This window comes from Streptomyces bikiniensis (assembly GCF_000716625.1).
In the GTDB taxonomy this organism is placed as follows: Bacteria; Actinomycetota; Actinomycetes; order Streptomycetales; family Streptomycetaceae; genus Streptomyces; species Streptomyces bikiniensis.
This window is the reverse complement of sequence record NZ_JNXJ01000022.1, coordinates 48,414-61,489: the sequence shown is the minus strand read 5'-3', so window position 1 is coordinate 61,489 and position 13,076 is coordinate 48,414. Positions and strand designations below refer to the sequence as shown.

Below are 13,076 nucleotides of genomic sequence, written 5' to 3'. Positions count from 1 at the left end.
CGCGTCAGGCGCCGATGCTGTCCTTCTCGGTGCCGTCGGCGTCGGCCACGCTCTGGGCGGCCTCCCGCTCGGCCTGCCGCTTGGAGGCGATCAGGCTGGTGATCGTGGTGATGATCAGAACACCGCAGATGACCGCGAGGGAGACCGGGATGGAGATCTCCGGGACGTGGACCCCGGACTCGTGCAGGGCGTGCAGCACCAGCTTGACGCCGATGAAGCCGAGGATCACCGACAGGCCGTAGCTGAGGTGGACCAGCTTCTTGAGCAGGCCGCCGATCAGGAAGTACAGCTGCCGCAGACCCATGAGGGCGAAGGCGTTGGCGGTGAAGACGATGTACGGGTCCTGGGTGAGGCCGAAGATCGCCGGGATGGAGTCGAGGGCGAAGAGGATGTCGGTGGTGCCGATGGCCAGCATGACGACCATCAGCGGGGTCATCACCCGCTTGCCGTTGACCCGGATGAAGAGCTTGGTGCCGTGGTACCGGTCGGCGACGCCGAACTTCTTCTCGATGCTCTTGAGGAGGCGGTTCTCCTCGAACTCGTCCTCCTCCTCGTCGGAGCGCGCCTCCTGGATGAGCTTCCAGGCGGTGTAGATCAGGAACGCGCCGAAGATGTAGAAGACCCAGGAGAAGCTGGCGATGATCGCGGCGCCGGCGGCGATGAAGATCGCGCGGAGCACCAGGGCGATCAGGACGCCGATCAGCAGCACGCGCTGCTGGAGGTGCGAGGGCACCGAGAACTTCGCCATGATCAGGACGAAGACGAAGAGGTTGTCGACACTGAGCGACTTCTCGGTGATGTATCCGGCGAAGAACTCTCCGGACGCCTGGGCGTTGCCGAAGAACAGCAGACCGATACCGAAAAGTACCGCGAGCACGATCCAGACGATCGTCCAGATCCCGGCTTCCTTGACCGACACGTCATGGGGCTTGCGCCCGATGAAGAAGTCGGCACCGATCAGGGCACACAGACCGAGAATGGTCAGGACCCACATGGTCGTTGAAACGTCCATTGCGCCTCCGGCGTCGTACGGCTACTTGATCAGCGTCGTCGCTGCCGGAGGTCTCTTCCACCCGAGCGGCGGGCTGACCGCCGCCGGGCCGACGCCCCGGGATCGGATCACTGGGATCCCTCCGTACTGACGGGCACGCCGCGCTTGGGGAGTACTCCCCTCCGCGTGAAGAACACTACCCGAAACACCAAGAGAAGGTAAAGGGCAGGCTAAAGGGCCATCAAAATGCCAGGTCAGAACCTCTTTCCCCGGCGGGCGGCCGCCACCTCCGCGAGGACCTGCCGCAGGACCCCGCTGCCCGGCGGGAGCACCGGCGGTTCGTACGACCAGGCGTGCCCCACCCACGGGTCGGCGAGGTGGTCGTCGGGGACGGGGGTGAGCCGCAGCAGCGAGCGCCACAGGGGGTCGAGGAGCGGCCCGTACGCGGCCGCGTCCGCCCGGTCCGCCACCATCAGCAGATGGACGCCGACCGAGGGCCCCTCGTCGGCGAGGTAGCGGAGCCGGGTGACCGCACGGTCGTCGAAGCCGTGCGGGAAGTCGTGCACGACGAGGAGCTGCCGGGCCGTGTCGAGGCCGGGCGGCAGCGCGTCGGCCGCGCCGGCCCGCACCGCCATCTGGAGCAGGTCGACCCGCTCGGTGAGCTGCTCCAGGACCGCCGAGACACCGGCCGCGCCCCGGGCCGGCGGGGCTGCGAGGACGCCCGAGTCCACGAGCGGCGCGAGGGACGCGGCACCCGCCCCGGCCGCGTCGAGGACGTGGACGGTGAAGCCGCCCGCCGGGTGCCCGGCGAGCAGCCGGGCCGTGTGCGCGACCGCGCTGTCCAGGGCGAGCCGCCGCAGCTCGGTCTCGTCGAGGAGACCGGCCGCCTCGGAGTGGCCCCGGCCGCTGTCCACCCACAGCCCGCGCTCCAGCGGCAGCCGGACGAGCATGGGGATCCGCAGCTCGGCCCGCTCGGGCAGGTGGAGGTCGCCGAGCCGGACGGCCATCGGCTCCTCGGTCGGGACGCGGTAGGCGTGCCAGACGGGGTTGTCCCAGCGGGCGTAGGCGGCCGGCAGGGCCGGCTCGACCACCTCGGACTCGGCCGCGAGCTGGGCGAGGTCCCGGTCGAGGACCGTCCGGGCCCGCTCCACCAGTTCGTCGTGCCGGGCCCTGGCGGCCGCCCGGGCGGCGTCGTTCGCACCCCCGTTTCGCGCGCGGTAGTCGGAGAGGGTCTGGTCGAGCTCGCGGTCGAGCCGGGACTCCGCGAAGTCACAGGCGCTGCGGTAGGCGGCGGCGGTACGGGCCAGGTCCTCGAACATCCCCCACACCTGGTTGTACAGGCGCTCGTCCATGGACCAGCCGGAGGCGTCCCCGGCGACCGGCGCGGGCGGGGCCTGCGGCGGGGACTGCGGGGGCTCCTGCGCGGCGGCGGGCCCGCGGCGGGGGTGGGAGTAGTCGATGGGGCCGCCCGGGGCCCGCGCGCCCGTGTCCGTACCTTGCGGCGGGGTCACCGGCACGGTCGGCGTCGGGTCGGAGACGACCGGCGGGAGCGGCGGGAGCGGGGGCTCTGAGGCCACCGGGGAGGCGGGGGCCGGGACGACCGGGGTGGCCAGGGGCGTGGGGTGGTCCGAACCGGCCGGAAGCTCCGGGGCCGGGACGACCGGGAGGGCGGGGTCCGGGGCCGCGGGGACCGCCGGGACTGCGGAGTCCGCCGGGCCTGCGGAGTCCGGGGCCGGGGGCGTCGACCGCGGCACCCGCTCCGGCTCGGGGACGCGCGGCTGCGGGGCGGTCACCGCGGGAGCGGGTCCCGACGCCGCCGCCAGGATGGCCGCGGCCGCGTCGGCGGGCCGCTCCAGGCCCTGGTCGCCGAGGAGGGCGGCGAGTCCGCCCTCGTACCCCTGGCCCATGGCGCGCACCTTCCAGGCGCCCTGGCGGCGGTACAGCTCCAGGGCGACGACGGCGGTCTCGCTGTCGAGCCCGGTGACGGTGTAGCTGGCGATCTCGCTGCCGTCGGGCCCCGCGACGGCGACGAACGGGGCGGCGACGGCTCCGAAGCGGGCGGCTCCGCCGTGTCCGGTCAGTGCCAGGAGGACCGAGATCCGGTGGACGGTGCCGGGCATCGCCCCGAGGTCGACGGAGAGGCGGTGGTCGGCCGCGGCGGCCCGGGGGACGTCGACGCCGGGAAGCGAGGGCGCGCCGGGGTGGGCGATCCACTCCGTGCCGGGGACCCTGCCCTCCCCGTCGGCGAGGGTGGCTCCGGCGAGGACCGGATGACCGGCCGACACCCGGATCTCCAGTCGGGTGTCGGGCAGGGGGTGGTTCTGCCCCCGGACCAGCTCGGCCGTCATCGACTCTGTCCCCTCGGTGCTTCCCCGGTGCGTTCTCGCGTGTCCGGTGCGGTTCCAACGGATCGTTCACGGGCCGTCCGGATGCAGGGCACCGGACGGGTCATGCGGGACAGCTCCCGGCGGCGGCTGCCTCCGGGAGCTGTGGGTGCGTGGTGCGCGGAGCGCCTACAGGTGCGGCAGGATCGCCGGCATCAGGTCCTGGAAGGTGCGACCGTTGGCCGGGTTGCCCAGGGCCGTCATCTGCCAGCCGGAACCGGCCCGGTGCACCTTCGCCATGATCTGGGCGGTGTAGCGGCCGCCGCCGTCGAGGGTGTAGCGCGCCAGCTCCTGTCCGTTCGTCTCGTCGACGAGCCGGCAGAAGGCGTTCTGCACCTCCTGGAAGGTCTGACCGGTGAAGGAGTTCACCGTGAAGACGATCTGGTCGATGTGGACCGGGATCCGCTCCAGGTCGACCAGGATCGCCTCGTCGTCGCCGCCCTGCCCGGCGCCGCCCACCAGGTTGTCGCCGGTGTGCTTGACCGAGCCGTCGTCGCTGACCAGGTGCCGGAAGAAGACCACGTCGACCGGCTGCTTGTCGGCGAAGAGCACGGCCGAGGCGTCCAGGTCGATCTCGCGGGTGCGCGAGCCGAACAGACCGCGGCGCGGCGCCGCCTGCCAGCCGAGCCCCATCCGCACCTGGGTGAGGCTGCCCCCGCCCTTCTTCTCCAGGCTGATGGCCTGACCCTTGGTCATGTTCACGGTCACGCGCGTGCCCCTCTCGTTGCGTTCCCCGCGCCCGCTGTCCGGTGCGTGCGGTTGTTCCGCACCCTACGCAGGGTCACTGACACCGCGGAGGGGCGGTCCGGTTTTGTGTCGGTCTTGCAACACACCGGGCCGCCCGCGGTCAGGCGAGGCCCGCCTCCTTCATCTGGCGCAACTCCTTCTTCAGCTCTCCCACCTCGTCGCGGAGCCGGGCGGCCACCTCGAACTGGAGCTCCACGGCGGCGGCGCGCATCCGGTTCGTCATGTCCTCGATGATCGCGGCCAGTTCGGTGGCGGGCCGGTCGCCGAGCTCGACCGTGGAGCCGGCCCCGCCCCGGCCCTTGGGCGCGTGCGCGGCGAGCGAGGGGACGGGGGCCTTGGCTCCCTTGCCCTCCTTCTCCTGCCGGTAGCCGGTGCCGAGCAGTTCCTCGGTGTCGATCTCCTCGCGCGCGATGGTCGCCGCGATGTCGCTGATCTTCTTGCGGAGCGGCTGCGGGTCGATGCCGTGCTCCGTGTTGTACGCGATCTGCTTCTCGCGGCGCCGGTTGGTCTCGTCGATGGCCTGCTCCATCGCCGGGGTGATCCGGTCCGCGTACATGTGGACCTGGCCCGAGACGTTCCGCGCGGCACGGCCGATCGTCTGGATGAGGGAGGTCCCGGAGCGCAGGAAGCCCTGCTTGTCGGCGTCCAGGATGGCGACCAGGGACACCTCGGGGAGGTCGAGGCCCTCCCGGAGGAGGTTGATGCCGACCAGGACGTCGTACTCTCCGGCGCGCAGCTCGCGCAGCAGCTCGATGCGGCGCAGGGTGTCGACGTCGCTGTGCAGGTAGCGCACCTGGATGCCGAGCTCCAGGAAGTAGTCGGTGAGGTCCTCGGCCATCTTCTTGGTGAGGGTGGTGACGAGGACCCGCTCGTCCCGCTCGGTGCGCAGCCGGATCTCGTGGACCAGGTCGTCGATCTGGCCCTCGGTGGGCTTGACGACGACCTCGGGGTCGACGAGGCCGGTGGGGCGGATGATCTGCTCGACGAAGCCGTCGCCGCGCGAGAGCTCGTACGTGCCGGGGGTCGCGGAGAGGTAGACGGTCTGGCCGATCCGCTCCTGGAACTCCTCCCACTTCAGCGGGCGGTTGTCGAGGGCCGACGGGAGCCGGAAGCCGTGGTCGACCAGGGTCCGCTTGCGGGAGGCGTCGCCCTCGTACATGGCGCCGATCTGCGGCACGGTCACGTGGGACTCGTCGATGACGAGCAGGAAGTCCTCGGGGAAGTAGTCCAGGAGCGTGTTGGGCGCGGAGCCGGGCTCGCGTCCGTCGAAGTGCATCGAGTAGTTCTCGATGCCGGAGCAGGAGCCGATCTGGCGCATCATCTCGATGTCGTACGTGGTCCGCATGCGCAGCCGCTGGGACTCCAGGTGCTTGCCCTGCTTGTCCAGCTCGGCGAGGCGGCCCTCCAGCTCGCGCTCGATGTCGTTGACCGCGCGCTCCATGCGCTCGGGTCCCGCCACGTAGTGGCTGGCCGGGAAGACGTACAGCTGTTCGTCCTCGCTGATGACCTCGCCGGTGAGCGGGTGGAGGGTGGAGAGGGCCTCGATCTCGTCGCCGAACATCTCGATGCGGACGGCCAGCTCCTCGTACACCGGGAAGATCTCGATGGTGTCGCCGCGGACCCGGAAGGTGCCGCGGGTGAACGCCAGGTCGTTCCGGGTGTACTGGATGTCGACGAAGCGGCGGAGGAGCTGGTCGCGGTCGATCTCCTCGCCGACCTTGAGCGGGACCATCCGGTCCACGTACTCCTGGGGGGTGCCGAGGCCGTAGATGCAGGAGACGGAGGCGACGACCACCACGTCCCGGCGGGTGAGCAGGGAGTTCGTCGCGGAGTGGCGGAGCCGCTCCACCTCCTCGTTGATCGAGGAGTCCTTCTCGATGTAGGTGTCCGACTGCGGGACGTACGCCTCGGGCTGGTAGTAGTCGTAGTACGAGACGAAGTACTCGACGGCGTTGTTGGGCAGGAGCTCGCGGAACTCGTTCGCCAGCTGGGCGGCCAGCGTCTTGTTCGGCGCCATCACCAGGGTGGGGCGCTGGAGCTTCTCGATCATCCAGGCGGTGGTCGCCGACTTGCCGGTGCCGGTGGCACCGAGGAGCACGACGTCCTTCTCGCCCGCGCGGATCCGCCGCTCGAGGTCGGCGATGGCCGTCGGCTGGTCACCGCTGGGCTGGTAGGAGCTGACGACCTCGAAGGGCGCCACCGTACGTTCGATCTTGGAAACGGGCCGCATGCAACCACCGTACGACCCGGCACTGACACTCGGGCGGTGATCGGCTCACCGCCCGGCCGCCGGGTGCCTCCTCACCAGTCCTGGGAGCGGTGCACGCCGTGGACCGCGGCGGCCCTGCGGGTGGCGCGGCGGGCGGGGCGGGCCGACCGGCCGGCGGGCACTCCGTAGTGGGTCGGCACGTGGCGCGGGGCGGGCACGCCGGGGCGGTGCACGGCCCGGACGGGGGTCCGCCGCCACTCGGGGTCGCCCATCACGAGCAGCGGGTCGAACATGACGACGACGGCGGCGAGGATGAGGAAGACGGCCGGGCCGATCAGCATCGGCAGGAGCAGCGAGGCGGCGGGCGCGGTGGAGGCGGCGGGGACCGCGGCTCCGTTCAGGTGGACGGTGACGGCGGCCATGGCGGTGTAGTGCATACCACTGACGGCGACGCCCATCACCAGGCTCGCGCCGAGACTGGCCAGAAATCCATGCACGGAGACGGCCGCCCAGAGGGCCGTGGTGGCGGCCACGACGGCGATGACCACGGAGAGGGCCACGGTCGCGGTGTCGTACTCGACGCGCCCGTGGAGGCGCATGCCGGCCATGCCGAGGTAGTGCATGGTGGCGATGCCGAGGCCGGTGATGGTGCCGCCGGTGACCAGGGTGAGGGCGGTCGCCCCGCGGTATCCGACGATGAGGATGCCGATGCCGACCATGAGGATGGCGACGCCCAGGCTGGCGAAGGTGATGGGCCGGTCGTAGTCGACCGGGGCCTGCTGGACCGAGAAGCCCATCATGGCGATGAAGTGCATGGTCCAGATGCCGGTGCCGATCGAGGTGGCGCCGAGGACGAGCCAGCCCGCCTTGAAGGTGTCGCGGTGGCGGAGGGATCTGGTGGTGCACCTCAGGCCGAGGGCGCCGCCGAGGCAGGCCATGAGGAAGGAGGCCACCGGAGTGACGAGCCCGTAGCTGAATCCGTCGACCGTGCCCTGCATGAGCGTGTGCCCTCCACCCCTGGTGCGACGTCGGCCGAAAACAGTCGGTCCCGCCGCCTTTTACTCCCCGGGGCGAGATTATGGCGCGCGGAAGTCGCGGCGACCATGTGACCGGGGATTCTCCCTCCGTGAGTCCGGAGCGAGACCGGTCCGTGATCTCGGTGGCGGTCCCGGGCGGTTCCCCGCGGCCGTGACCGGGTTGTCGGTGGGGGGTCGTAGCGTGGTCGGCATGGACATCGAAGCGGTGCCGGAGACGGGTCCGGCGGCGGGGGCGGAGGGCCGGGAGCGGGCCGTCCCGGTGGAGTGGGCGGTCGTGGGGAGCGCCGTCGGGCCGCTCTTCCTGGCGGCGACCGGGCGGGGGCTCGTGCGGGTCGAGTTCCACGCGGACGCGGCACGACGGGAACAGATGCTCGAACGGTTGGGGGCCCGGCTGGGCGCGGAGCCGGTGGAGTGCGCGTCGGGGCTGCTCGCGGAGCCGATACGCCGGCTGGAGCGGTACTTCGCGGGCGCTCCGGACGCGCTCGACCTGCCGCTGGACTGGAGCCTGACGAGCGGGTTCAACCGGCAGGTGCTGCGCGAGCTGGCGACCGGCGTCCCGTACGGGACGGTCGTCGGGTACGGGGAGCTGGCCAGGCGCGTGGGGCAGCCGGGCGCCGCACAGGCGGTGGGGGCGGCGATGGGTTCCAATCCGCTGCCGGTGGTGGTGCCGTGCCACCGGGTGGTGGAGAGCGACGGGGGGCTCGGCGGCTTCGGAGGCGGCCTGGAGACCAAACGGCGGCTGCTGGAGCTTGAGGGCGTGCTGCCGGCGCCGTTGTTCTGAGGGGCGCGGCGGGGACGTTCGTTCCGGGGGACGTGGCGGGGCGGGGGCGTTCGTTCCGGGGGCGCGGTGGGGCGGAGGTTTGCCGCGGGAGCCGTGCCGGGGACGGAGGCGTTTGTTCCGAGGGTCGCGCCGAAGGTGGGGACGTTCCCATCAGGTGGGACGGCTGGCACACTCTCGTAAGTGACCCAGACCCCCGGCGCCCCTGACTCCGCTCTGCCCGGCCACATACCCGGCCCCGGCCCCGCAACCGGCTCCGCCTCCACCTCCGTCACCACCGCCGAGCTGCCGGCGCTGCGTCGGCGCGTCCAGGCCGTGCTGATCGCCACCCAGATCCTCGGCGGCCTCGGGATCGCCATCGGGGTCGCGCTCGCCGCCGTCCTGGCCACGGAGGTCGGCGGCACCGAGGCGCTGGCCGGTCTGGCGTCGACGGCGACGGTGGCCGGACCCGCGCTGCTCGCCATGCCGCTGGCCGCCCTGATGGCCTCGCGGGGGCGCCGGGCGGGGCTCGTCCTCGCGTATCTGCTCGGGGCCGTGGGCGCCGGTGTGGTGGTGCTCGGGGCGGTCGTCGGGAGCTTCGCCCTGCTGCTCGCCGGGCTCGTCGGCTTCGGCGCCGGTTCCTCGGCCAACCTGGCGGCCCGTTTCGCCGCGGCCGACCTGGCCGAGCCGGACCACCGGGCCCGGGCGATCTCCACGGTGGTGTGGGCGACCACGATCGGGGCGGTGCTCGGGCCGAACATCGCGGCGCCCGCCGGGAAGAGCGTCGCGGGCCTGGGCGTACCGGCCACGGCGGGACCCTTCGTCTGGGCGGCCGGAGTCTTCGTGGTCGCGGCGGCCGTGGTGGCCCTGCTCCTCCGCCCGGACCCGCTCCTCACCGCCCGCGCGCTGACCGACGCGGACCCGGGCGGGAAGGAGGCGGTCGAGAGCCGCTCCCTGCGGGCCGGAATGCGGGCGGTACGGGAGTCCCCGCGGGCCCGCCTCGCCCTGGTCACCGTCGCGGGCTCGCACACCGCCATGGTGTCGATCATGTCGATGACCCCGGTGGCGCTCACCCACCACGGTGCGGACATCGAGCTGATCGGCCTCGTCATCAGCGGGCACATCGCGGGCATGTACGCCTTCTCCCCGCTGATGGGCCGGCTCTCCGACCGGCTGGGGCGCCTTTCGGTGATCGGGCTCGCGGTCGGCCTCATCGGCGCGGCGGCGCTCGTCGCGGGCACGGCGGGGCCGAGCCACGGCCGGGTCGCCCTGGGGCTCTTCGTCCTCGGCCTGGGCTGGTCGGCGGGGCTCGTGTCCGGTTCGGCGCTGCTCACGGACTCGGTGCCGCAGGCCGCCCGGGCCGCCGCCCAGGGGCTGTCCGACTTCATCATGAACACGGCCGCAGGGGTCGGCGGTCTCGTGGCGGGCCTGATCGTCTCCCGGGCGGGCTACGGGCCGCTGAACGCGATCGCCGCCTGTCTGCTCCTTCCGATGGCGGCGCTCGCCCTGCGAGGCGTCCTCAAGAAGGCCTGAACGGGTCTTCCGCGAGGGACGTTCCGTCAGCGCGGTGCCGCCGGGGATGAGGCTCCGGCGGCGCGGCGACGCGGGGCGCCCGTGCCGTAGGCCGGGGGTACCAGCGGATCGGAAGGTTTCCCACCAGACTCCGGCTCCCGGACGTCTCAGAGGCTGATGTGGTACGCCTTGCGCAGGGTCTCGTGGACGGTCCAGGTGGTCCGGTCGCCCTCGCGCAGCACGCAGGCGTCGCCGGGGCCGATCTCCAGGGTGTCCCCGCCCTCGACGGCGACGGTCGCCCGCCCGGAGACCACCACGAACAGCTCGTTGGCCTCGGTGTCGGTGACGACGCCGGGCGTGATCTGCCAGATGCCGCGCACCTGCTTGCCGTCGGCGGACTCCCACAGCACCTTGCCCGTCACCTCGGGCGTGCCGGAGACGATCTGGGCGGGGTCGAGCGGCTCCGCTTCGAGCTCCGCGTCGGGGATGTGGACGGCGAAGGAGGGCAGGTCATGTGTCGTCATGGGCGGTGACTGTAGCGGGGATCCCGGGGTCGTCCGAGGGCGGGACCACATGAAGGGCACGGCTCCCACCAGGGACGATGCCCGGGGCCGACGCTGTCGACGGAATCCGCACCGACGCTCCGGGGCGGCGGCGCAAGGGCGTCGCGACGGTCCGGGGCGGTGACCGGGGGCGGTCCGTGACGGATTCCGCAGGGGCTTCCGGAGGAACTGGCAGGAGGTCGCCAACAAGGTTTGCGGGGTTCGCGGGTGCGCCAGGAATGAGGCATGTCCACACACGTGTCCGAAGAGGTACGGGAAGCGCTCCACGAGGGCCGTCCCGTCGTCGCCCTGGAGTCGACGCTCGTCGCCCACGGCCTGCCGCGCCCGCGCAACCTCGCGGTGGCCCGTGAGCTGGAGGAGTTGGTACGGGCCGGGGGCGCCGTCCCCGCCACGGTCGCCGTGGTGGACGGCAGGGCCAGGGTGGGCCTGGACGAGGCGGCGCTGATACGGATCGCCGAGGACCCGACGGTGCGGAAGCTGGGCCACCGCGACCTGGCCCCCGCCCTGGCGACGGGCGCGACCGGCGCGACGACGGTCTCGGCGACGGCCTGGCTGGCGGACGCGGCGGGCGTCCGCGTGTTCGCGACGGGCGGCCTCGGCGGGGTGCACCGCGCGTGGACCGAGACGCAGGACGAGTCCGCCGACCTGCGGCTGCTCGCACGGGTCGGCACCGCCGTCGTCTGCGCCGGGGTCAAGTCGATCCTCGACGTGCCCGCGACGCTCCAGCGCCTGGAGACGCTGGGGGTGACGGTCGTCGGGTACGGCACGGAGCACTTCCCCGGTTTCTACCTCTCCTCCTCGGGCGAGCCCGTCGACTGGACCCTGCGGACGCCGGAGGAGGTGGCGGCGGTGATGCGCGCGCAGGACGGCCTCGAAGGCCCCCGGGCGGCGCTCGTCGTGGCCAACCCGGTTCCGGAGGCCGAGCAGTTGGACCCCGTGCTGCACGACCGGGTGCTCGCGGACGGCCTGGCGGCGGCGAAGGAGAAGGGCGTCACGGGCCAGGCGGTGACGCCGTTCCTGCTCGAATACCTGACGGTCCACACGGAGGGTGCGTCCCTGGAGGCCAACCTGGCGGCGATACGGGGGAACGTGCGGCTGGCGGCGAGGATCGCGAGGGCGTACGGGGCGGGCATGTCCGGCGCGGGAGGAGCGGGCGGCGGCACGCGCGGGGTAAGGCACGGTACGGAGGCGTACGACGGGGAGAGCGGCACGGAGGCGCACGCCGGAGAGGTGGGTGCGGAGGCGCAGGGCGGGGAGGCGGGTACGGGGGCGCACGGCGCGGGCCGCCGGTGAACCGGGCCGGGCGGGCGCTGCTCGTCGTCGGGGACGTGGTCACGGACGTCGTGGCCCGGCACGGGACCCCGCTCGCGCCGGCCACGGACACGGCGGCGGAGATCCGGACCCTGCCGGGCGGCGCGGGGGCCAACGCGGCCTGCTGGGCGGTGCGTTCCGGCGCCGGGGAGGTGCGGCTGCTCGGCCGGGTGGGGACGGACGCGGCCGACTGGCACGAGCGGGCGCTGCGGGCGGCGGGCGTGCGTCCCCTGCTCGTCCGGGACGCGGAGGCGGCGACGGCCACCGTCATCGCGCTCGTGGACGCCTCGGCGGAGCGCACCTTCCTGACCGACAGCGGTGCCGCGTTGCGCCTCTCCCCCGCCGACTGGTGTCCGGAACTGCTCGACGGCGTGGCCCGGCTGCACCTCTCGGGGTACCTGTTCTTCGCCGGTCCGAGCCGCGGGGCGGCCCGGCGGGCGCTGCGGGACGCCGGGGAGGCGGGGGTCGCGGTGAGCGTCGACCCGGCTTCGGCGGGGTTCCTGGCGGCGCTGGGCACCGACCGGTTCCTGGCCGCCGCGGAGGGGGCCGAGGTGCTGCTGCCCAACGCCGACGAGGCCCGGGTGCTCACCGGACACGCCGACCCGGAGCGGGCTGCGGCGGAGTTGAGCCGGCGCTTCCCGCTGGTCGTGGTCACCCTCGGGGCTGCGGGCGCGCTGGTCGCCGAGGACGGCGGGGTCACCGCGCGGGTGGCGGCGCCCCGGGTGCGGCCGGTGGACTCGACGGGCGCGGGCGACGCGTTCACCGGGGCGTTCCTGGCGGCCCGGCTCGCGGGTGCGGACCCGGCGAAGGCGGCGGAGGCGGGGTGCGGGGCGGGTGCGGAGGCGGTCACGGCGGTGGGCGGCAGACCACCGGTGCCGCCGACGGACGGCCGATCGGCCTCCTGAGGGGCGGCAGGTCCGGGGCGCCTACCGCCCGAGCCCCGTCCAGGCCGGGTGGCGCGGGTCGTCGGCACGCACGACGACGTCCGCCGTCCCGGCCGGGTCGACCTCCGTCTCGTACCGGGCGAAGGCGGGAAGCGTCCAGGGCTCCTCCGTGCGCCGGGCGAGGGCGGCGGGCGAGAGCCGCAGGTGCACGGCGAGGTCGAAGGGGAACCAGTGGCCGAGCAGGAAGGGGCCGTGCAGGACGAGAACGCCGCCGGGCGGCAGCGTGACGTACGGGCTGCGGGTGGCGCGGTCCGTGGCCGGGTCCCACAGGTCGGGCAGTACGCGCCCGGTGCCGCCGGGCTCCAGCGGGCCGAAGACCTCCCGCCACAGGGCGCCGGTGTCGGTCCATCCGCCGTAGTACGCGTCGGGGTCCTGCTTGCCGTACTCGTACCGGAGGGACGCGGGTCGCAGGAAGCCGTCCGTGCCCGCCAGGTGGACGGGGCGCCCGCGCGCCCGCAGGGCCTCGGCCAGCGCGGCGGCGAGTTCGGCGCCGGGCGCGGCGGGCGGCCCGTCGATGCCGACCTTGAGCCATGTGCCGCCGTCGCCGGGGGCGGACGCGTCGACGTGTCCGGCGAGCGCCTCCGCCAGCCGGTCCCAGGTGATCGCCTCGTACCGCATGCC

At 73.4% G+C, this 13,076-nt stretch carries 10 protein-coding genes and 1 pseudogene; 4 read left to right on the top strand and 7 right to left on the bottom strand.

The features are described 5' to 3' along the window. Positions 1–4 precede the first annotated feature (4 nt). The 5 genes from OO47_RS18670 to OO47_RS18650 all read right to left on the bottom strand — a co-directional run bounded on the left by OO47_RS18670 (position 5) and on the right by OO47_RS18650 (position 7,329). Positions 5–1,012, bottom strand: a complete 1,008-nt coding sequence (locus tag OO47_RS18670; protein WP_030205227.1) for a TerC family protein — start codon at positions 1,010–1,012, stop codon at positions 5–7. A gap of 233 nt (positions 1,013–1,245) precedes the next feature. Next, a complete protein-coding gene (locus tag OO47_RS18665) occupies positions 1,246–3,339 on the bottom strand; it encodes a TerD family protein (protein ID WP_030205229.1) in 2,094 nt (697 codons plus the stop codon). 165 nt (positions 3,340–3,504) lie between these two features. Then, positions 3,505–4,083 carry a TerD family protein gene (locus OO47_RS18660; protein WP_030205232.1) on the bottom strand — a complete coding sequence of 193 codons (579 nt, stop codon included), beginning with the start codon at positions 4,081–4,083 and terminating at the stop codon, positions 3,505–3,507. Positions 4,084–4,222: 139 nt separating this feature from the next. After that, positions 4,223–6,352, bottom strand: coding sequence for an excinuclease ABC subunit UvrB (gene uvrB, locus OO47_RS18655; protein ID WP_030205235.1), 2,130 nt, complete (start codon positions 6,350–6,352; stop codon positions 4,223–4,225). Between the two features lie 71 nt (positions 6,353–6,423). Further along, entirely contained in the window at positions 6,424–7,329 is a 906-nt protein-coding gene (locus OO47_RS18650; RefSeq protein ID WP_030205240.1) for an MHYT domain-containing protein, read from the bottom strand. 229 nt (positions 7,330–7,558) lie between these two features. On the opposite strand from OO47_RS18650, the gene OO47_RS18645 reads away from it, so the two are divergent. Then, entirely contained in the window at positions 7,559–8,149 is a 591-nt protein-coding gene (locus tag OO47_RS18645; protein ID WP_078489740.1) for a methylated-DNA--[protein]-cysteine S-methyltransferase, read from the top strand. Between the two features lie 180 nt (positions 8,150–8,329). Further along, positions 8,330–9,658 carry an MFS transporter gene (locus tag OO47_RS18640; RefSeq protein ID WP_030205245.1) on the top strand — a complete coding sequence of 443 codons (1,329 nt, stop codon included), beginning with the start codon at positions 8,330–8,332 and terminating at the stop codon, positions 9,656–9,658. Positions 9,659–9,804: 146 nt separating this feature from the next. Here OO47_RS18640 and OO47_RS18635 read toward each other — a convergent pair whose 3' ends face one another. Continuing rightward, positions 9,805–10,161 (bottom strand): cupin domain-containing protein, encoded by a 357-nt coding sequence (locus OO47_RS18635; RefSeq protein WP_030205248.1) that lies wholly within the window; start codon positions 10,159–10,161, stop codon positions 9,805–9,807. 264 nt (positions 10,162–10,425) lie between these two features. Here OO47_RS18635 and OO47_RS18630 point away from each other — a divergent pair. Then, positions 10,426–11,328: pseudogene (locus OO47_RS18630) on the top strand (pseudouridine-5'-phosphate glycosidase); the annotation flags it as partial. A gap of 161 nt (positions 11,329–11,489) precedes the next feature. Next, the gene (locus tag OO47_RS18625; protein ID WP_030205254.1) at positions 11,490–12,416 is read left to right on the top strand and encodes a carbohydrate kinase family protein; all 927 of its coding nucleotides are present in this window, start codon (positions 11,490–11,492) and stop codon (positions 12,414–12,416) included. A 21-nt stretch (positions 12,417–12,437) separates the two neighbouring features. Here OO47_RS18625 and OO47_RS18620 read toward each other — a convergent pair whose 3' ends face one another. Next, positions 12,438–13,073: a nucleoside/nucleotide kinase family protein gene (locus OO47_RS18620; protein WP_030205256.1), complete on the bottom strand. Its 636-nt coding sequence runs from the start codon at positions 13,071–13,073 to the stop codon at positions 12,438–12,440. Positions 13,074–13,076: the final 3 nt, after the last annotated feature.